The following is a 21404-nucleotide window of genomic DNA, read 5'->3' as shown; positions in this document are numbered from 1 at the left end:
ATAATTCCTTACGCTCTAATAAAAAATTTGAATATATTTGAATACACAATCATTCCCAACCACACGAATATTATGAAGAAACTACTACTTACTATCTTTTTTCTTTCCTTTTGTTTCGCAAATGCACAATACGGACTTGAAAAGGATATTGACGCTATTGAGGCAAAGTTGATTGAATGGAGACGTGATTTTCATGAAAACCCTGAGTTATCCAACAGAGAATTTAAAACTGCTGAAAAAATAGCCAAGCATCTTCGATCGTTAGGAATGGAAGTACAAACTGGTGTAGCGCATACTGGCGTTGTTGGAATTTTAAAAGGTGATCTTCCTGGAAAAGTAGTTGCATTACGTGCAGATATTGATGCGCTTCCTGTAACTGAACGCACTGATATTCCTTTTAAATCTACAGTTCGTACTACATTCAATGATGTAGAAACTGGTGTTATGCATGCCTGCGGACACGATACACATATTTCTATATTAATGGGAACTGCAGAAATTTTTTCAAAGCATAAAGACAAAATTAGAGGAACTATAAAATTTATTTTTCAACCTGCGGAAGAAGGTGCTCCAAAAGGTGAAGAAGGTGGCGCAGAAATGATGGTGAAAGAAGGTGTATTAAAAAATCCTAATGTAGATGCTATTTTCGGATTACACATTAGCGCAGGATATGATGTCGGAACTATTAGTTATAAACCTGGCGGAATTATGGCGGCTTCACAAAGCTTTGAAATTAAAGTAAAAGGAAAGCAAAGTCATGGCTCAAGACCTTGGACAAGTGTTGATCCAATTATGGCGAGTGTGAAAATTGTAGATGGTTTGCAAACTATTATCAGTAGAGAATCTGAGTTGACTAAAGAAGGTGCCGTGATTACGGTTGGAAAATTTACAAGTGGTGTACGTAGCAACATCATTCCGGAAGAAGCAACATTAATTGGTACCATCCGTACGTTAGATTATGATATGCAAGCATTTATTAACAAACGTATGAAAGAAATGGTTCCTGCTATTGCAAAAGCTTACAGAGCTGAAGCTAGTATTGACATTGAAAAAGGATATCCAATTACATACAACGATCCAACACTAACAAAAAATATGCTTGCTTCTTTACAAAAAGCTGCTGGTACAGAAAATGTAAAAGAAATAAAAGCCATTACAGGCGCAGAAGATTTTTCATTCTTTCAAAAGGAAGTGCCTGGGTTGTATTTCTTTTTAGGAGGAAAACCTATAGGAAAAGAAGCTACTTCACACCATACTCCTGATTTTTATATTGATGAAAGTGGAATGAAACTCGGAGTAAAAGCTTTTGTACAACTAAGTCTAGATTATCTCAACAATTAATATTATATGGACTCGATTTTAAACTTTTTAGGAAACATCTCTTGGTGGATGTGGATACTGATTGCATTACTTATTATTGCTATTCGCGATATTTTACAGAGAAAACATACTATCAGTCACAACTTCCCTATCGTTGGACACATACGATATATGTTTGAAAGTATAGGTCCTGAAATTCGTCAATATTTTGTAGCAAATAATCGCGAGGAATTACCTTTTAACCGAATAGAACGCGGTTGGATTTACGCATCAGCAAAAAAACAAAACAATTACGAAGGTTTCGGAACAGATAGAGATATCTATGCACATCATCATATGTTTATCAACAATGCAATGATGCCATATAAAGTTCCTGAAAATCATCCAAACGCAATAGATAAAACATTTTTACCTTGTGCGAAAGTGATGGGTGAATTCAATAAAAGAAAACGTCCTTATCGTCCAGCTTCTGTAATTAATGTATCGGCTATGAGTTTTGGTTCACTTTCTGCAAGAGCCATCGAATCATTGAATAAAGGTGTTGAAATGGCAGATGCATATCATAATACTGGTGAAGGTGGTTTGTCTCCATATCACAGTCATGGTGGCGATGTTGTATTTCACTTTGGAACTGGATATTTTGGTGTTCGTGCGGAAGATGGAGGTTTTTCTATGGAAAAAATGATCAAGTTGGTAGAAGATAATCCATTCATCAGAGCCATTGAAGTAAAATTATCACAAGGAGCAAAACCTGGAAAAGGTGGTGTTTTACCTGGAAAAAAGATTACTCCCGAAATTGCAAAAATTAGAGGTGTTGAAGTTGGAAAAGATGTTTTATCTCCTCCAAATCATAAAGCATTTTCTAATGTTCCAGAATTGGTAGATTTTGTGGAAGCCATTGCAGAAGCAACAGGTTTGCCCGTAGGAATTAAAGCTGCTATTGGAAAGCTAGAACAATGGGAAGAATTAGCAGATATCATGAAAGAAACTGGAAAAGGTCCTGATTTTATTACTGTTGATGGTGGTGAAGGTGGAACTGGAGCAGCGCCTCCAAGTTTTGCGGATCATGTTTCTTTACCTTGGGTTTACGGGTTTGCCGATTTATATAAATTATTCCAGAAAAAAGGATTATCAGAGCGTATTGTATTTGTAGGTAGTGGAAAATTAGGATTTCCTGCCAAAGCTGCCATGGCATTTGCAATGGGTGTTGATTGTATTAATGTAGCCAGAGAAGCGATGATGAGTATTGGTTGTATTCAAGCGCAAGTTTGTCATACAAATAGATGTCCTGCTGGAGTTGCCACGCAAAGTAAATGGTTACAACGTGGAATTGATCCTACACTGAAATCTGTACGATTGGCACAATATTTTAAAACGTTTCGAAAAGAATTTATAGAAATTACACATGCCGCTGGTTATGAACATCCGTGTCAATTTAATATGAGAGATATTGAAGTAAATGTAGATGATCATCACTTGTCTAAAGAATTAGATTCTACCTATAGATATCAAAAAACTCCTGTTCCATTTGACGGAATGGCGTCTTTACAAAGTTGTGAGCATTTAGGAGGGAAAAAGTAATTTGATAATTGTTTTACTTCATCATTTAATCTGTAATACAAAATCATTTCCCCAATGACATGATCCATAACTGACTCCATATATGCCAATATCTGATTTTGAGAATATTAAAAAGTTATTCTTATCCATTATTTTATAAGTTGTATGCTTATAAGATGCGTCTATACTTTGCACAGAGTCTTTGTAAACTGTTGCAGATGAAACAGTTCCTCCGTAAGGAAAAGAAATTTTGATACGATCACTACAACTTTCAGAAATATTGATAATTTGTTTTTTTCTTTTCCTGATCTCTTCCGAAGTTATTATATAAATTCCATAATCAATAGTAATTGAATTATCTAAATACTCTTGGCTATCAGTTTTGAATTTTAACACATCTTGCTTCTTATCATGATTACGCTTATATCTTAATGTCAATTGTAAAGGTTTTCTTTTATTGAATTTAAACGTTTCCGAAGTACTTCTTTTTTCACCGTTTACTTCAAAGATAAAATCAGTATCTCCTAAATTGAAAGAATGTGCTGTTATTTTCTTTCTAGAATTTGTTCTTATTTGAAACTCTATTACAACTTCATCCTCTTGGCAATTTTTCATAATACCTATTTCAGAAGGAAACCATACATGTACGTCATCTAGGGAAACAAAAGATGTAGTAAGAAGAAAAAATAGACTTATATATATTATATTTTTCATCATTTTTTTATTCAATATATGTATAAATAGAAGCCAAATCAACTTGTAATGAGTCAATAAGGCTTTTTAGTGAGTAAACCATGTATTAGTTTCCTTGTAATTCTTCTATTTCTAGATGAAAATCATATTGTATGTCTTCATGAAGCGTACTAACAGCTTTTTTTGCCATTCGCAATTGCTGTTCATAAATATTTACGATTTGCAAACTGCGTTTATGTGAAGGTTTGAGTTCTTTTAGCTTTCCGCAAAAGTACAATAGAATATCTGCTTCTGTTTCTTTCTTTTTGGAGTAACGAATATACTTTTTAAGCATGCGTAGAATTTTACGCAAGCTTTTTTTAACATAGTACAAGCTATCATGATTCAGTTTTGAAAAAGCTTCATCTACTTCTTCCTTTATCTCACGAATGTAGGCATCTTCATCACGAGAATCGAAAAGAACGTAGGTCAATAATTCTTTATTTTCTTTTTTAAACTTTGCTAATTTTAGACAGATATCAATCAGTTCTTGATGCGAATGTTCATTCAATTCTTTTTTTAAGATCGTTACGGTAACTGCTTTCATCTATGCATATTAATTTCCGTGTAATTTAAGCAATAAAGCATATAATACGAATAAAATTTTATGATTTTAGATATCTGACAATTAGAACTTAAATAGTTCAAGATACATTTTCAAACTATTGTTTAATTATTTTCTTAGTTATGAAACCATTAGTAGAAATTACTTTTAAAAAGTAAATCCCATTCGAAATACTTTCAAGATTGAGTGTGTTTTTTCCTTGATACAAAACTCCATTTTTAAGTTGTTGTCCGTGGCTATTCACTATTATATATTTAGCTTTTTGTTGTATTGAAACTTCAACTTGATTTTTCACAGGATTTGGATACATTGTAAAGTAAACTTCATTATTTGATACATCATTCAAAGAAAGTGTTCCATCAATCTGAGTGGTTGCGGTATTTGTAATGATTGGTAAATTGTAGTCAAAATAGATATCTGCTTTACATGATATGATATCTCCAATCGTAAATCCTGTATTAGGTTTTGCTTTAAAAATTATATAACCATGACTGTTTGGTTCATCAGTTGTGCTATCAGCTAAATTGATATTATCAAACTTAAAGTTTACTTCACCATTGTTTACAGTAGTTGTATATGCATGAGAAGCATATATTGGTGTAAATGTTGACCAATCTAAATCAGTATCTAAAACCGTATTTACATTTATATGAATAGCAGAAGCTGTTCCTGTATTTTGAAAGCGGATTCTAAAGTATAAATCTTCCAATGCTTGTGCTGCCGTAATTAATGGACCTTGTAAAATGATAGCATCGTTTGGGTCATACGAACCAATGGTTATTTGTTGTAAATCGAATGTATTATTGGCTGTAATTGTTTCTGTTAGTGGAGTTATGTTAGCCTGATAAGATAAAACATCACCATTATTAACCGTTGGTGGCGTATTTATATTAAAAAACACATTAATTATTCTTGTTTCAAAAGGTTGCAAGTTTGAATAATTCCAATGTAGTGAATTTGCAGTCGAACTGTTTTCTGTTGGAGAAGACGACAAGTGATTCACAGATGTATTATCATATATGAAATCAATAGTTCCATTTGCTGTTGTTCCTCCATTATTGGTATACAAAATACTATAACTACTATTAAAACCAGGTCGCGCGTCTGTAGTTGGAAGTATTACAACCGAAACATCAGTACCAACTATGGTTGAAGTAATACAAAAATTTTGATTACTTATGGTTTGTGCAGTGGTAAATGTATTTGAGTAGTTTATAGGGTTTGAAGTTATAGTTCCATTGGGTATTTCTGTGATTACTGTTCCTGTCTCTTCAAATGAAAAACCATAATTCCCTAAAGAATTTGTATTTGAATAATACACATTTCCTGTTGTAGAGGCTGTACTTTTTATTTGAATATTAGCTGGCGTGTATGTTGATGTTGCACAATTATCAGCATTTTCATCATACGTAACTTTACCTTGAATGTTATGTGGGGAATTGTCTTTGTACAGATTAATAGTACTAAAAATATAATTCGCTTCCGTGTAACTGTTAGGATCAGTATGATTAACAGTTCCTGTTAATTCTAGGTAATACGTATCAGTAGTGTCTATAAGAAAAGGAGAAGAAGTACAATAATCAAGTCCATTTCCAAAAACTGTACAATTTAGATTAAATGTTTGCACAACAGTTCCTGAAGAGTTTTTCAAAACTACATTACTCAATTGTCCAAATTGATTTACTCCAAACATAGGATCAAACAAATAATATCCATATTCTGTAAAGAATACATAGTTGTCATTTGCAAACAAAGGAAAAGAGGAAGATGTTAATACGAAAGTCTCATCATTAAAAGTCGGATTTACTATATACAGTACACCGCCAGTATAATCAGTACCAGAATTTGCTAATGAAATATTATTTCCTGTAATAGACCATCCATTCAAGTTTGTTGCAAAATCATAATTAGGAATGTTAATGTTTTGTGACTTTACAACATTAAAAAATAACATGCATAAAAATATACGCAAGCAATACAGATTTACTTTCATGAGGAGAATTTTAGTAAGAGTTTAAAATTAGTACTCAAAAATAAAGTGCTACTTCTGTGGAGCAATTCATCATTAAAAGAAGCTATTGTTTCATTTATTAAAACATCTTTTTGATACAATAAATCTTTATTTGCCCAGTTAGTAAAAACATATTATGTTTGCTAAAACTGCTATTTTATGGAAGAAAGAATTTTTGAATTATTATCCTATACCATTCCAGCGATTATTACGGGAGGAATTGCGTACTTTTTCTTTAGAGATCACATGACAAATGAAGACAAAAGAAGACGTTATTTATTGCACAAAGACGCTCAAAAAGAAGCACTTCCATTACGTTTGCAAGCCTACGAGCGACTTTCCTTATTTTTAGAACGAATTGCGCCTGCAAAATTATTGATTCGTGTATCGCCAAATTCTACCGATAAAGAAGATTATGAACGTTTATTGATTATGAGTATCGAACAAGAGTTTGATCATAATTTATCGCAGCAAATATACATGAGCGATCAATGTTGGAATATCATTATTGCTTCAAAAAACACGACGATTCAATTGATTCGTAAGGCAGGATTATCAGAAAAAGTAACTTCTGCCGATAAATTACGTGAAGTCGTTCTTACCGAAATGATGGAACAAGAATCGCCAAGTAGTACAGCATTAGCTTTTATAAAGAAAGAAGTTGGTGATTTATTAAATACCTAAGTATTTGTTTAAAACGCTAAACACAAGAAAATATAAAAAACGGTTTTTCATAATGTTGAAAAACCGTTTTATTTTTAATCATTAATTTAAGCGATTCCACACACGCACGAGTGTTCATTGTTATCTGTAATACAATTACAACTATCAAAAGTGTCATCATCATCACATACAGCTAATGAAACTCCATAAGTAAAAGCTGTTATTACAAAAGTGCACAATCTATCATCTGTTATTCCTCCTTTGATAGCATCTTTTTCAAATTTTGAGATCGTTTTCTTGTTTAAATTGAAGGTTTTAATATTCTTCTTTTTCATAACATATTGAATTTAAATGAACTCAAATGTATAGAAAAACACAGCGGTTTGTTATGTATTATAGTCGTGATATATAAAAGACGATTGGTAGTATATATTTATGGTTTTATTCGCTTTTCTAAAAATTGCAATTCCTTTTCGGTAAGAAGTTTTTTTGTGCGTTCTAAGTTTTCTGTATACGAAGGATTTTTAAGAATTGTGTCCAATAAATTTCTACAGAATTTTGCAAATCGCCAGTTATGATGTATCGCACCATTTACTAAGTCTGCTAAGTTTTTGTCTGAAAAAGAACGCAATTCGTTGATAAACACAAAAGCGTTTTGTCGCACTTCAAAATGATTACTTTTATAAGTATAGTCTGAAAGTTCTTTGTAATACCTTGGCGTATCATGTCCGCTGTAGTTTTTAGTCACAATCGCAAGCGTTAACCAAAGTGTACGTAAACTTTTATCGTTAAAGCCATGTATATTTTTTGTCTGATCGAGATATTTCTTCTGATCTGCTGGAAAATTTGCCCATAAGTTATACAAAGCTGCTTCTTTTGTTACATAAGAAGCATCATTTAGCAAGGTTTCATAATCAGATTTCAATTCTACAGGAATTTCAGTCAATGTTTGCGCAATGGCTTGTCGTACCATCAAATTGTTCGTCGCAAAAGCTTTTTTATACGTTTGTATTCTTTCTTCAGAATTTTCTTTTGGAATATTCTTGACAAGATTGACTATTAATTCTTCTGCTATTGGATCTTTTTCACGAATCAAATCATTCATAAACAAATTGATTGCTCTAGAAATATCTAAACAAATTTCTGAATTTTCTTTTTTTGAATTGAACGTTCTAAATTGTGCAACCATTGCTGGCACTCCAGAAATTCCACCTAGATAATCATACAGACTTTCTTTTTCTTTTGAACCTCTAGTGAGTAGCGTTTCATAATTGTAAAAGCTCGCTGGCAATTGTGGATTTACCAACCAAGTTTGTACAAAATCATCTAACTTTTGATTGCTTTCTTCCTCTACAATCTTTATAAAATCATTAGTTTCGGCACTTTTAAACTTATAAGTATTTAAATAACGTTGTACAGCTCTTTTAAAAGGCTTCTCTCCTACTTTGCTTCGCAATACATGTAAAACCCAAGCTCCTTTTTGATAAAAGGTTAAACTACTTGCTTTCGGATTTAATAAAGCTTCTCCTTTTCCTTCATTTAATGCTTTTAATTGCATGGCAGACTTGAATAATTTCCAATGAAAATAATTGTCTCCAAAGATTTCTCTTTCTGCCAACAACGCATAATACGTTGCAAAACCTTCTTGTAACCAATGATGTGTTCCACTTTTTGCAGTGACTAAATCTCCAAACCATTGATGCGCCAACTCGTGTGCGTTTACATTTATATAATTTCGATCTACATAACTTGTGCTATCTATCAAAAAACTATCAGAAAAAATAGTTGTTCCAGTATTTTCCATTCCAGAATATAGAAAGTCTTTTACAGGAACTTGCTTATAGTTTTGCCACGGATATGGCACGCCAATTTCTTCTTCTAAAAAATCAAAAATACGTTTGGTATGACGATATGTTGGTTCAAACTTTGCTTCTGCGTCTGGATAATAGTACATTTCTAATGGAATGCCACTTTTTGAAGTAACTACTTTCTTTTTATACTTTCCAATAGCAATCGCAGCCAAATAACTACTCATTGGCTGTTTCATATCAAAATACCATTTTGTCAGTGAATCATTTGGCGATTCTTTTTTGATGAGTTTTCCGTTGGCAATAACTTCATAATTTTTATCAAACGTAATACTGAAATCAAATTCAACCTTTTCATTCACATCATCAAAACTAGGCAGCCAATTGCTTGTATATTTCCCTTGTCCTTGCGTCCAAACTTGTTTTCTTCCTCCAACAGTATTCCAATCAATAAAATACATTGCTTTAGTAGGACTTGTAAACCATACCAATCCAATAGTATGCTTCTCTCCTTTTTTAAAACGACTTTTTAATGCTAATTGATCACCTAAATCTTCTACAGATCCTTTAAATGTTTGCTTGTGAACTTCGTAATGCGACACTTGACCAACATCTATAAAAATAGTGTCTGTATCTTTTAAAATCTCAAATTCATATTGTACATCAATGCCAACTTGTTTGATTTCTGGACGAATTACAATGTCTACAGTTGCTGTTTTAAAATCGACAAGTGTTGTTTGTTGTGCAAATCCAACATAAGCAACACAACATATAAAAAAGGTAAAAATATTCTTCATCATAAGCTATAAACAAATAATACACCAAAATAGTATAATTTCAGTGTATTATGTATATGTATTTTAAATAATAATTAGTCTGCTACTCTAGGCTGAGTAATTAGTGTATTACTTTTTTACCTCGACAGAAGTTGATATTGTAAAAATGTTTTATTTTGCTCTGAAAATAGTTGAATAAGAGTCATATTTATTCTTTTCTTACTTTCGCAACTTCTTTGGCAGTGTAAAAGTTTTTGGTAGTATTTCCCCAAGAACTAGAAGTATAATTCATTACATCTGCTACTTGTTTGTTTGTCAATCCTAACGGAAGCATAACTCCGTTGTATTTCTTTCCGTTTACTGTAATTTCTCCTTTCAATCCAAATTTAACAGAACGTATACTTTCTACAACTTTACCTGACAACCAATCAGAACCAGCCAATGGTGGAAATGCGCTTGGAACACCTTTTCCGTTTGGTAAATGACATTGTGCACAAACATTATTATATACTGCTTTTCCTCGTTTTAAACTTTCTTCTACTTTTTTCGCATCAGCAGATGCAAGCTGCATGAAAGCTGATTTTGACTCTGTAGTTTCAGTAGTTGTTTCTTCAGTATTCTCGGTAGTTGTTGGAGTTTCTTCACTTTCCGCACTTGCTGTTCCAGAATTTTGCGTACTGCTACTTGATGAATTTTTTACCATTTTAAAGACACCTTTTCCATCAACTCCAACATAAATATAACCATCAGGACCTTGACGTACTGAGCGCACACGACCAATTTTGTTGAGTAATTTTTCGCGCTTAGCTACTTTTTCATCTCGCGTAAGCGTTAATAATTCCAAATATTGAAATTTTAAAGAACCTACTAATAAATGTCCTTTTAATTCAGGATATACATCACTTGTTACAAAAGCCATTCCGCTTGGCGCAATTGACGGAACCCAATAGTATAAAGGTTGTTCCATGCCTTCACGAGCAGTTTCTTCTGTGATTGTGGTTCCACTATAATTAATTCCATAGGTAATTACTGGCCAACCATAATTTACTTTCTTTGTTACAGGATTGATTTCATCGCCGCCGCGTGGTCCATGTTCGTGAACCCAGATTTGTCCTGTACGTGGATTTACAGCCATTCCTTGCGGATTTCTATGTCCGTATGAGTAAATCGCTTCTTTTACATTTTTCTGTCCTACAAATGGATTATCTGCTGGAATACGTCCATCATCATGCAAACGATATACTTTTCCTCCATCTTTCGTGATATCTTGCGGGTTTACATCACGTTTTCCTCGATCGCCAATTGTAAAATACACATATCCATCCGCATCAAATGCAATACGAGAACCAAAGTGATGCGCTGTTTTTACATTTGGACTTCCTTGATATAATTTTTCAATAGAAGTCAAAGCATTATCTTTTAATTTTGCTCTTATCAATGCAGTATGACTTCCTTTTTCTTTTTTATCTACAATAGAATATGTAATGTAAATCCAACCATTGTCCTTATATTTTGGATGAATCATAACATCTAACAAACCACCTTGATTACGCGCAAATACTTCAGGTACATTTTTTATAGCCGTTTTTTTTCCGTCTTTTACATGATATAAAGTTCCTGAACGATCTGTTACCAACATACTTTCATCTGGTAACCAAGTCATTCCCCAAGGAACATCTATGCCATCCACAACTAATGCTGCTTTGTATTGCTCTTGATCTTTTGTAATTTCTTCTGTAGTTTTTACGGCAGTTAACGTAACAGGTAATTCTGTTTCTACTTTTGCGACTTCTTTTTGTTTTTCTCCACAAGAGATAAAAAGCAACGTAACTAAGATGAGGAAACTTATAGATGGTTTCATAATATGTTGGTTATTGTATTTTATAATTGATAATTTAACTGAACGCCGCCATATACATTAAACGGAAGTCCTGGATAAAAATAACGCGCATTGGTGTCGTTTCCAAATGCATTTACTTGTAATTGTGATGCATACTTGGTATCAAATATGTTGTTGACACCAATAGAAAAGTCATATGTAAATTGATTTCCAATAGAATTTTGATAGCCTAGTTTACCATTTAACAATTCAAAAGCATCACTATACACTGTGTTTTCATCATTCGCAGGCATTTCTCCAACTGCTTGAAAATCTAATCGTCCATAAAACCCTTTTCGGCTTGTCATTGCGATTCCTAAATTTACAACAGATTTTGGAACTCCCGTAAGGTCATTACCAGAAAAGTTTGCATTTGTTTCCATAAATTCTTTGAATGTGAAATCATTAATGCTTGCGTTTATGTATGAATTCATTGAAAAGTTACGATTATTGATCAGCTCGTAACCTAGTGCTGCTTCGATTCCTTTATGCGAAGTTTTCCCAGCATTTAAGGTGATATTTTGATCGGTTGCCGTTCTTCTATTGACTAACAAGTCACTTACTGCCATTGTATATATAGATACTGAACCTGATAATTTTCTATCTGTAGTGTGGAATCGAGAACCAATTTCAAAATTCCAACCACGTTCCGCTTTTATCTCAGGATTAAAAACACCATCTGGCAATAAAGTTTCTTCGGTTGTTGGTGTAGAAAAACCATGAGCAATACTTCCAAATACATTGAAATTGCTTGAAACTTCATAGTTTAAACCTAATTTTGGCGAAACTATAGCATCAAAAGTAAAATCTTCTTCAGATGAATTATTTAACTGATTTTCAACAGTATATTTTGTCTGATTTACATGTAATCCAAAACTAATTGATAATTTTTTTAGAGTGTAAATTGCTTCTGCAAATAAATTAAAGTAGTTTCTGTTTTCATCAATATTCGATAAAATATCGCCCGCAACACTTCCTGTTCCGTCAGGGAAATCTTGGTAGAGATTATCAAATTGTTTCGCGTTGTAATCATCAAAAAACAATTCGCCACCAACAGACCATTTTAAAGATGAATTTTCAAAGTCTTTGGTTGCTAACAAACGTGTGCGCATACCAAAAGTGGTTGCTTTTTCTTCTAAAATATTGAAAGGTCTTGGTTCGTAATTGTTATTAAAACTTGTAAATACGCTCGTTTTCTGTGTATAAGTTTCGTTGTAAGTATGGCTCCAGTTGATTCCGAAAAGTGTTTTTTTGAAATCTTCAAATCCGCGGGCATTTTTCCAAAAAGTTGCCGCATTTCTGGGAGAATTGTCAAAATCTTCTCTATTCAATGAACTTGGAATGAATGCTTTTAGACTTGTATAATTTCCTATGAAAGTCAATTCATTTTTATCATCTACAAACCAATTGGATGTAATCGTCGCTGTAGCTTTGTCTAAAGAATTGTTATCACGGTAACCGTCTGAATGTGTGTTACTGTAAATTACATTTACATTTGCTTTTTCGCCTCCATGCGATACTTTGGCAACTGTTCTAAATAATCCAAAACTACCGACAGTCGTATATAAATTAGCGTTTGTTGTGTTAAATTGAGCAAATTCAGGGTATAATAAAATTGTTCCTCCTAGTCCAACACCATAACTACTAGAAGAAGGTCCTTTGTGAATTTCCATACGTGAGATCGCTGCTAATTCTAAATCTTCAATTGCCGATTCTCCATTTCCATCTGTTAGCGGAATATCTACGTAATACGCACGAATATTTGCTGTAGAAAATGGACTTCGTGCGCCAATTCCTCTGATGGTAATTCTATTCGTATTGAGCGAACCACTCTGCATAAATACTCCAGGAACTCTGTTTAATATTGGTGCTAATTGTACCGTATTTTCACTATTAATTTCACTTTGTGGAACAATTGTTACCGATTCTGTTGTTTCTTTCAGTCTTTGATTGATCGTAATTCCGTTGATAATTACCGCATCGAGTTCGTTTGTTTTGGGAACTAATGTAATTATAGGATTTCTATTGTCGGAATTAATACTATCAAGGTAACCAACTTCATAATATCCTTCTTTTGATATTGTTACGTTATTTGCTGAAGACGACATAGGAACTACTACATAAAAAACTCCTTTATCATTGGTTCGCGCCATTACATTCAAATTCGGTTGACGCACGCTAACTTCTGCATTGGCGATAGGTATATTGGTAGCTTGGTCAATGATGATTCCTTTAGCTGAATCGTTTAGCAAAAATTCGTTTGTTTTAGTATCAATTCTAAATCCTTTTACAATCAGCTTATCAAGCTTTTTATCTTTTGGAAGTAATGTAATACTAGCGTCAAAATCATCTATTTTTATTACGGTCGTTTCTAAATGATATCCTTCAAAAGAAATCATAATTTCTTCATCTAATGACTTAAAAGGCATGATTGCAGAAAACTTACCATCATCACTCATTCGTATTTCGACTTTCACTTGTGAATTTGACAGTGTTATAGTTTTCCATTCTAATGGACGATTTGTCGATTCATTGATCAAGATTCCTTCTACCGTTTTGTACATTAGATCTTGAGACATTACAACATCTGTTAAACTAAAAAATAATAGAAAAAGGATAAAGGTTTTTAGCGTTTTTGTAGGCACGAATTTAGTTTTAAGGTATAAAAATAAACAGATTATTTTTCTTTTGTTGTTCGTTTGCGTAAAGTTAACATTTATGATGAAGATTGTGAAACATATAGCTTTCTTGAAACGCTAGACTTATTGCGTTCTTATACAAGATTAGACATGATTTCACTTGAAGATTGTATACAAAGTTGGTATTTTTGAGAAAGTCTTAAAAGAAGAATAGTATATAATGGATTACACCAAGCAGATAAAGAGAATCAAAGAAAAGTTAGCCAAAGCAAAAAAAATAGATACTTCATACAACGTTTTTGGTGCGCGTTCTCATCAGTATATAATAGATACGCCTGCAACAGAAAAAGAAGTCATACAGTTTGAAGAAAAATATAATATCAAACTTCCGTCTTGCTACAGAGCCTTTTTAACACAAATAGGCAATGGAGGAAATCATTATAAAAATTCAATAACAGGAAATTCTGCTGCTGGTCCAGATTATGGAATTTATAAACTAGGATCTGTTTTTATAAATTGCGTGGCTAATACTGAACTTGGATATTTACAAAAAGATGTTTTCTTTACTGAAAATACTACGTTTGATATGTGGGACAGAGCATATGAAGCTATTAGTGATGATGTAACCGATGATGAATTTGATGAGATTGAAGCTAGCATGTATGCAGGAATCTTAACTATCGGTCATGCCGGTTGTTCCAATTTTAATGGAATCGTATTGAATGGTACACAAAGAGGTCGTGTGATAAATATTTATGACGAATTGGAATATCCGCCACACTATAAAGAAGAAAAGAATTTCTTGGATTGGTATGAGAGTTGGCTCAATAAAATTATTTCTAAATAATTAAAATTTAGATAAAAATGAATCAACCTTTCTACAGTTTCGAAACATCCTCAACTTCTTTTGTTGTTAATGTTTGTTTTCTGTCTTTTTTAAGCAATCTTAATCCAAAAAATATACCTAAAAACGCTACAATAAGCATCATAACAAACGCTGTAATCGCTCCAGCTATATACGCAGTTTCATTTCCTCCAGAATATGTTTCGGAAGTATTAGAAAGGGCTTTTATGGTTTTTGGTAATTGAGTAAGTAAAGTAAGCGCTATAAAACCGCCAATTGCTAAAAGTATATATCCAATAATTTTCTTCATAAGATGTCAAATATAAAAAAAACTGAATCAGAAAGTAGCGATCATTACCGATGAATGTTAAACTTTCTATATCTTCGCCGTAATGAATACACTTGATATTAGAACCGTAAATGTGGTTCAATACATAAAACCGCTTCGCGAAGGCGGATCGCTTCCTGCTATCGTAAAAGCAGATGACGATTTTTTGTACGTACTAAAATTTAGAGGCGCAGGACAAGGTAAAAAAGCGTTGATTTCTGAATTGATTGGTGGCGAATTAGCGCGAACCATTGGCTTAAAAATTCCTGAATTAGTCTTTATGAATTTAGATGATTCGTTTAGTAAAACCGAACCTGACGAGGAAATTCAAGATTTGCTCAAATTCAGTGTCGGATTAAATTTAGGACTGCATTTTTTATCAAGTGCCATTACATTCGATCCTTTAGTCACTACGGTAGATGCGGTCACAGCTTCAAAAGTAGTTTTGTTAGATAGTATCATTAGCAATATTGACAGAACTGTAAAAAACACAAACTTACTGCATTGGAATAATGAATTATGGGTCATTGATAATGGAGCAAGCTTTTACTTTCATCACAATTGGGCAACTTGGGAAAATCATTTGACACGTACGTTTCCGTTAATTAAAGATCATGTATTATTAGCACAAGCAACACAATTACAAGAAGTTGCTGTAGAATTTAAAAAACTGATTACCAAAGAAAAAATCTCAGAAATCATCAATACCATTCCTGAAGATTGGTTAGAACATGCATCTGATGATTTATCTCCTAGCGAAATGCGAACAGCGTATACAAGATATTTAGAAGCAAAATTGGCAATGATTGATTCACTTATAAAAGAAGCGGAAAATGCAAGATAAAGTTACATTCGAATACGCTATAATCCGATTCATGCCTAAAGTAGAGCGTGAAGAGTTCTTTAATATTGGTGTGATTGTCTTTTCGAAACGAAAGAAATTCTTAGGGCTCAAATATCACGTAGACGAAAAAAAATTGGCTGCATTTTCTTGTGAAACTACACTAGAAGAACTCACACAATATTTAAAAGCTTGGGAAAATATTTGCAAAGGCGCGCCACATGGCGGAAAAATAGGAACTTTTGAAGTTTCTGATCGTTTTCGTTGGTTAGCAGCATCAAAAAGTACGATGATTTTGTGTTCTCCTACGCATGCAGGTTTATGTGATGATCCGCAGCAAGAATTGAATGATATTTTTGAGAAATATGTGCTTTGAGTTGACCGTAGACTAATACTTTTTCATTTAATATTTTAAGTTTTTCATCTTATGCTTTTTGTATATATTTTACAAATTCTAAAATATATGCAACGCTTACTCTCATTAATGATACGAATACTATTTCTCAAAGTTCATAACGATTTTACTTGATTAGTTTTAGCCTTCATTGCTAAAATATTAATCATGAAGATACAAATACACATTTTATTCATATTACTTTTTATAACATTTGGTTACTCTCAAAATAAAACGGTTGACTATCCAAATTTTATTGGTAAAGACTTTGAATCTATTCAAAAAAATAAAGATTGGAGCATTATAGATCAAGTCTCTGGTCATCTAAATAATGATTCTAAAAAAGATATGGCGCTCGTTTTAGAATCAAAAAATTATATCAATGAAAAAAGGTGTAATGATTGCGATGTCAGTAAAAACAAAGGAAGAATTGTGTTGATTTTGTTGGATGAAAAAGAAAAGCTAGTTGTACACACTCAAAACAATAAATTTATTGCTCGTCCTGATGAAGGCGGAATGGCGCTATCTATAAAACCGATTATTGTGATAGAAAATCGAGAATTTATCATTTTTCAACAATATACACGCTCATTTCAATCCTATACATTCAAGTTTCAGGAGCAACAATTAAATATCATTCGTGCAAATGGTGGCGGTGTAGATGCTGCTTCTGGAGCTACCGAAAATAACAAATATGACTTCATTAAAGGAAAACTTACCATACAAAGAAGTAATATCTCCTCAAAGGATGAAACCACAGAAATTGTTTCTTTCAATATAAAACCTAAAGCATTAAGCGAATTCAAAGAAATGTACGAATGGGAAGTCATTAAAAATCATTTTCTGTAGAATTTTAAAATCTGTATTTCAATTTTAGTATCTTGGTAGAGAAAGTAGTCATCCTTAAAAACTACGCTAGTTTATCATGAAAAATCAATTTCAAAATACACTCATTCTCCTACTCTGCTTATTTGTAAATAGCACTTTTGCACAAACCGATTGGGATGCAAAAATAAAAGAAGAATTACCTACAATTCTTACCAAACATCGTGAATTAGTAAGCATTCCTAATGTAGCTTCCGATGAACCAAATATGATGAAAAATGTAGATTGGGTAACGAATGCTTTCGAAAAACTAAACTTCAAAGTTTCTATCCTTGAAACTTCAACATTGCCCGTATTTTTGGCTGAAAAGCAAGCAAATCCAAATGCAAAAACAATTCTATTTTACCTGCATTTAGACGGTCAGGCAGTCAATCCACAGAAGTGGAATCAAAAAGATCCTTTTCGTCCTGTATTAAAAGAACAAGATGCTAATGGCAATTGGAAAATTATCAACTGGTCACGTATTAAAACGCATATTGATCCCGATTGGCGTGTATTTGGGCGCGCTGCCGCAGATGATAAAGCTCCAATTATAATGATGTTGTCTGCTTTAGAGTTTCTTCAAAAAGAGCAAAAAGACTTGAAATATAATGTGAAAATCATTCTTGATCTTCAAGAAGAAACACGTTCTAGAGGTTTTTTAAGCACATTACGAAAGTATAAAAACAAATATGCTGCCGATTATATGATTATTATGGATGGACCAGCACATCCTACTAATAAACCAACACTGACTTTTGGCTGTCGCGGAATTGCCACGTGTAATATTAGTATTTACGGCGCGAAATTACCACAACATAGCGGACATTTTGGAAATTATGCACCAAATCCAGTATTTGCAATGTCACATTTGCTAGCAAGTATGAAAGATGATACTGGAAAAGTAATCATTGATGGTTTTTATGATGGAATTGCCTTAGATGAAAAAACTAAGAAGTTATTAGCACAAGTTCCTGATGATAATCAAGAGATTCAAAAAAACTTAGGGATTTCAAAACAAGACAATGTTGGTAAAACCTATCAGCAAGCATTGCAATATCCGTCATTAAATGTACGTCATATAGAAACTTCTTGGAAAGGTCCTGGATTAAAAACCATTATTCCTGAAATTGTTACGGCGTATTTAGATGTACGTTTGGTTAAAGAAACTGATGGAAAAACACAATTAGAAAAAGTAATTGAACATATAGAAAGTCAAGGATATTTGATATTAGATCGTGAACCAACAGATGCTGAACGTTTGAAATATCCTAAAATTGCTACGATTAAAACAAATGCTGGTGTAAACGCGTTTCGCACAGATATTGATTCATTTATCGGTAAAAAATTAAGATCAACAATTGCAAACGAATTTGGAGAAAACCCTATCATGATTCGTACGATGGGCGGAACAGTTCCTATTACTCCAGCAATACAAGTGTTGGATATTCCTGCGATTATCGTTCCTATGGTCAATATGGACAATAATCAGCACAATCCTAATGAAAATATTCGAATTGGAAATATTACACAAGGAATTAAAATGTGTCTGGCAATTTTGTCTATGGAATTGTAAGCTAAGCAAATCATATTTAAGTACAATCAAACACCTAAAATCTAAACTCCAATACAAAATATGGCAAGAACAGAATATCGTGTATATGTAGTTGAACTCTCGAAAAAAGTATTCACAGAAAATACCAAGTTTCGTTTGGCAAATCCTCAGTTTAACGGTGTTTTAGAATGTTTATATGTTGGAATGACAAGTAAAACTCCTAAAGAACGTTTCTTGCAGCACAAAACAGGATATCGAAATAAAAAAGGACACAAATTATCTGCTAATATTGTTCAAAAATACGGTTCGTATTTACGCCCGAGCTTATATAATCATATCGATCCATTACCTACACGACATCAAGCCTTGCAAATGGAAAAAATATTGGCTTTAGAATTACGCAGAAAAGGATACGCTGTTTGGTTTAATTAAAAACAAACGTGTATTTATTTTTAATTGGATGATCGTATCAAAAATCGTACTTTCGAGCAATTACAGGGCATGCCGTTCAAAATACGGGTAAATGTCGGGTATAAATCCATGAAAATTCGTGGACAGTTTTAAAGTTAGCGAGTAACATTGCAGTAAAGTTTTCATAAAATGATTCAACAACCAGAGTTAGGCAAAAAAATTGTCGCATTTAGAAAAGCAAAAGGCTACACACAAGAAGAATTGGTAGAAAAATGCAATTTGAATGTTCGTACGCTACAACGTATCGAAGCTGGTGAAGTGACTCCAAGAACCTCAACAATTAAGTTAATTTTTGAAGCATTAGATATTGAGTTTGAAAGTATCATAAAGACAAATCTGGAAACAGAAACTACACAAAAAACGACTCAGAATCATTCTAGGAAACTGTTAAACTCTAAAACAAGTCCTATGAAAAAATTACTCTTTGTATTAATTCCTACACTGTCTATACTCCTTATGTTTGTTGTGATGGCAACTAGAAAACGAACTTTTGACGATTCTAATGTAAAGCGTTCTGATCTTACAGAAACAAATGCGCTTTTTATTAAATTCTACAATTCAGGACAAATTGATTCTATTGGAACATTATTCTTAGAAAGTGCAAGTTTTTTCCCTATCAATCATAGAGAACTACAAGGCAGAACAGAAATTACAGATTATTACCAAGACATCTATAATAACGGATTTCGTGTAAATTTTGACAAACCAACGTTCATCGTTATTTCAGATTCAGTTGCTGTTGTAAAAGGTGTTTGGGAAGGAAATAACAATGGCATATTTTCTGGAAATTTCTTAACACAATGGCGAAAGAAAGACGGAAATTGGTTTATTGAAAATTCTATGAGTCATCAGAAAAATTAAACTTACAGTACTTTTTATGATAGAATTAGTGTATGAATTCAAAATTCATTCTAACTTAGTGTACACTTAAAAAGTCTGCAATGTTCAAAAAAATAATCATCTTAAGTTTTTTCATTCTGAGTACAAATCTTTTTGCTCAAGATTACAATGAACAATTCCTAGAAATTTGCAAACAAGGAAAAATCAGAGAATCTAAAGACTTTTTAGATAATTGGGAGAAATCTGAACCGAACAATCCTGAAATGTTTGTCGCATTATTTAACTATTATTTGATTGAAAGTAAAGCGAAATTTAGTGGTCCAAAAATTTTTGGAGGAACAATCATAGCTACTGAAAACGATTCTACTTCCGTTGGTGATGTTTTAAAATCTGTTCATGAAAGTGATTCATTATTTAGCATTTCGCAAAAGTATCTATCTAAAGGAATTTCCATAAACAAAGATAGATTAGACATGTATATTGGACGCGCTACTACCTTAATGGAAAAAAATGTCAACGCTGAATTTATTACATCTGTAAAAGATATTATCACTAGAAATAGTGTCAACAAAGGAAAATGGCTTTGGACAAACAATGAACCTATACAAAAGACAGAAGATGAATTTGTAAATATGATTCAATCCTACATAAATGCAATATTTCAAGCACCTAATGCAGATATAAATGAAATTTTAAATCTTTCAGAGTTAGCACTAAAAACGTATCCTTCAAACTATATTCTTCTATCAAATATAGGCGTTTGCATGTTAGAATTAGGCAAGTACAAAGAAGCTATTCCATTTTTTGAAAAAGGATTACAATCAAATCCAAAAGACATGATTTTAAGATTTAATTTGGCAGATGCATATGTGCAATTAAAACAAATATCTAAGGCAAAAGAATATTATAATTTCATTATTAAAAACGGTAATGAGCAATATTCAAACTACGCTAAAGAGATTCTGGAGAAACTAGATTAATTCATCATAAAACTGTTTACTTAAAAAGAATATTTCTCTATCTTTAATTAGAACTCTAATACATAAACTATGGGATTATTATATTCTTTATTAATTGGCGCTGTCGCAGGATGGCTGGCAGGAAAACTAATGAAAGGTGGCGGATTTGGTTTATTAGTTAATATTATTTTAGGAATTTTAGGTGGTGTCGTTGCTGGGTGGCTTTTTGGAAAACTCAATATTCATATAAGTACAGGTATTTTGGGCGATATCCTAAAAGGTGCAATTGGAGCTACTATTATTTTATTTGTTGCAAATCTGCTAAAAAAATGATAACTTTTTGAAGCTAAAACTA

General features: G+C 32.6%; 20 protein-coding genes. 12 read left to right on the top strand and 8 right to left on the bottom strand.

All coding sequences use genetic code 11. The features are described 5' to 3' along the window. Nucleotides 1-72 precede the first annotated feature (72 nt). Both ACOQOS_RS01830 and ACOQOS_RS01825 read left to right on the top strand, forming a co-directional pair. Nucleotides 73-1341, top strand: a complete 1269-nt coding sequence (locus ACOQOS_RS01830; protein WP_420573254.1) for an amidohydrolase — start codon at nt 73-75, stop codon at nt 1339-1341. Nucleotides 1342-1347: 6 nt separating this feature from the next. Beyond that, nucleotides 1348-2901, top strand: a complete 1554-nt coding sequence (locus tag ACOQOS_RS01825) for an FMN-binding glutamate synthase family protein (protein WP_420573253.1) — start codon at nt 1348-1350, stop codon at nt 2899-2901. A 21-nt stretch (nt 2902-2922) separates the two neighbouring features. Here ACOQOS_RS01825 and ACOQOS_RS01820 read toward each other — a convergent pair whose 3' ends face one another. The 3 genes from ACOQOS_RS01820 to ACOQOS_RS01810 all read right to left on the bottom strand — a co-directional run bounded on the left by ACOQOS_RS01820 (nt 2923) and on the right by ACOQOS_RS01810 (nt 6170). Beyond that, complete coding sequence (locus ACOQOS_RS01820) at nt 2923-3495, bottom strand: hypothetical protein (RefSeq protein ID WP_420573252.1); 573 nt, start codon at nt 3493-3495, stop codon at nt 2923-2925. 184 nt (nt 3496-3679) lie between these two features. Further along, entirely contained in the window at nt 3680-4159 is a 480-nt protein-coding gene (locus ACOQOS_RS01815; RefSeq protein ID WP_420573251.1) for a hypothetical protein, read from the bottom strand. A 115-nt stretch (nt 4160-4274) separates the two neighbouring features. Then, complete coding sequence (locus tag ACOQOS_RS01810) at nt 4275-6170, bottom strand: T9SS type A sorting domain-containing protein (protein ID WP_420573250.1); 1896 nt, start codon at nt 6168-6170, stop codon at nt 4275-4277. A gap of 177 nt (nt 6171-6347) precedes the next feature. Between ACOQOS_RS01810 and ACOQOS_RS01805 the strand changes: the two genes are divergently transcribed. After that, nucleotides 6348-6872 carry a hypothetical protein gene (locus ACOQOS_RS01805; RefSeq protein WP_420573249.1) on the top strand — a complete coding sequence of 175 codons (525 nt, stop codon included), beginning with the start codon at nt 6348-6350 and terminating at the stop codon, nt 6870-6872. An 86-nt stretch (nt 6873-6958) separates the two neighbouring features. Here the strand turns inward: ACOQOS_RS01805 and ACOQOS_RS01800 are convergent, their stop codons facing one another. From ACOQOS_RS01800 to ACOQOS_RS01785, 4 genes are all read right to left on the bottom strand, one after another. Then, nucleotides 6959-7186, bottom strand: a complete 228-nt coding sequence (locus ACOQOS_RS01800; protein ID WP_420573248.1) for a hypothetical protein — start codon at nt 7184-7186, stop codon at nt 6959-6961. A 98-nt stretch (nt 7187-7284) separates the two neighbouring features. After that, entirely contained in the window at nt 7285-9459 is a 2175-nt protein-coding gene (locus tag ACOQOS_RS01795) for a M1 family metallopeptidase (protein WP_420573247.1), read from the bottom strand. Between the two features lie 184 nt (nt 9460-9643). Continuing rightward, nucleotides 9644-11296 carry a PQQ-dependent sugar dehydrogenase gene (locus tag ACOQOS_RS01790; protein ID WP_420573246.1) on the bottom strand — a complete coding sequence of 551 codons (1653 nt, stop codon included), beginning with the start codon at nt 11294-11296 and terminating at the stop codon, nt 9644-9646. 20 nt (nt 11297-11316) lie between these two features. Then, complete coding sequence (locus tag ACOQOS_RS01785; RefSeq protein ID WP_420573245.1) at nt 11317-13893, bottom strand: TonB-dependent receptor domain-containing protein; 2577 nt, start codon at nt 13891-13893, stop codon at nt 11317-11319. A gap of 280 nt (nt 13894-14173) precedes the next feature. On the opposite strand from ACOQOS_RS01785, the gene ACOQOS_RS01780 reads away from it, so the two are divergent. Next, the gene (locus ACOQOS_RS01780; RefSeq protein WP_420573244.1) at nt 14174-14800 is read left to right on the top strand and encodes an SMI1/KNR4 family protein; all 627 of its coding nucleotides are present in this window, start codon (nt 14174-14176) and stop codon (nt 14798-14800) included. Between the two features lie 31 nt (nt 14801-14831). On the opposite strand, the gene ACOQOS_RS01775 is transcribed toward ACOQOS_RS01780, so the two are convergent. Further along, the gene (locus ACOQOS_RS01775; protein WP_420573243.1) at nt 14832-15107 is read right to left on the bottom strand and encodes a hypothetical protein; all 276 of its coding nucleotides are present in this window, start codon (nt 15105-15107) and stop codon (nt 14832-14834) included. Nucleotides 15108-15189: 82 nt separating this feature from the next. Between ACOQOS_RS01775 and ACOQOS_RS01770 the strand changes: the two genes are divergently transcribed. From ACOQOS_RS01770 to ACOQOS_RS01735, 8 genes are all read left to right on the top strand, one after another. Further along, nucleotides 15190-15969, top strand: coding sequence for a HipA family kinase (locus tag ACOQOS_RS01770; protein WP_420573242.1), 780 nt, complete (start codon nt 15190-15192; stop codon nt 15967-15969). Beyond that, nucleotides 15959-16342, top strand: coding sequence for a DUF3037 domain-containing protein (locus ACOQOS_RS01765; RefSeq protein ID WP_420573241.1), 384 nt, complete (start codon nt 15959-15961; stop codon nt 16340-16342). The genes ACOQOS_RS01770 and ACOQOS_RS01765 overlap by 11 nt, the downstream gene beginning before the upstream one ends. A 186-nt stretch (nt 16343-16528) precedes the next feature. Further along, nucleotides 16529-17209, top strand: coding sequence for a hypothetical protein (locus ACOQOS_RS01760; RefSeq protein ID WP_420573240.1), 681 nt, complete (start codon nt 16529-16531; stop codon nt 17207-17209). A 76-nt stretch (nt 17210-17285) separates the two neighbouring features. Then, nucleotides 17286-18800 carry a M20/M25/M40 family metallo-hydrolase gene (locus tag ACOQOS_RS01755; RefSeq protein ID WP_420573239.1) on the top strand — a complete coding sequence of 505 codons (1515 nt, stop codon included), beginning with the start codon at nt 17286-17288 and terminating at the stop codon, nt 18798-18800. 60 nt (nt 18801-18860) lie between these two features. Next, a complete protein-coding gene (locus ACOQOS_RS01750; RefSeq protein WP_420573238.1) occupies nt 18861-19211 on the top strand; it encodes a ribose-5-phosphate isomerase in 351 nt (116 codons plus the stop codon). A gap of 168 nt (nt 19212-19379) precedes the next feature. Beyond that, complete coding sequence (locus ACOQOS_RS01745; protein WP_420573237.1) at nt 19380-20111, top strand: helix-turn-helix domain-containing protein; 732 nt, start codon at nt 19380-19382, stop codon at nt 20109-20111. An 80-nt stretch (nt 20112-20191) separates the two neighbouring features. Further along, nucleotides 20192-21070, top strand: a complete 879-nt coding sequence (locus ACOQOS_RS01740; RefSeq protein WP_420573236.1) for a tetratricopeptide repeat protein — start codon at nt 20192-20194, stop codon at nt 21068-21070. A 69-nt stretch (nt 21071-21139) separates the two neighbouring features. Then, complete coding sequence (locus ACOQOS_RS01735; RefSeq protein WP_420573235.1) at nt 21140-21382, top strand: GlsB/YeaQ/YmgE family stress response membrane protein; 243 nt, start codon at nt 21140-21142, stop codon at nt 21380-21382. The last annotated feature ends 22 nt before the right edge of the window (nt 21383-21404 follow it).

It is taken from the genome of Kordia sp., from assembly GCF_965224175.1.
GTDB lineage: Bacteria > Bacteroidota > Bacteroidia > Flavobacteriales > Flavobacteriaceae > Kordia.
This window is presented reverse-complemented; position numbering and strand designations above follow the sequence as displayed.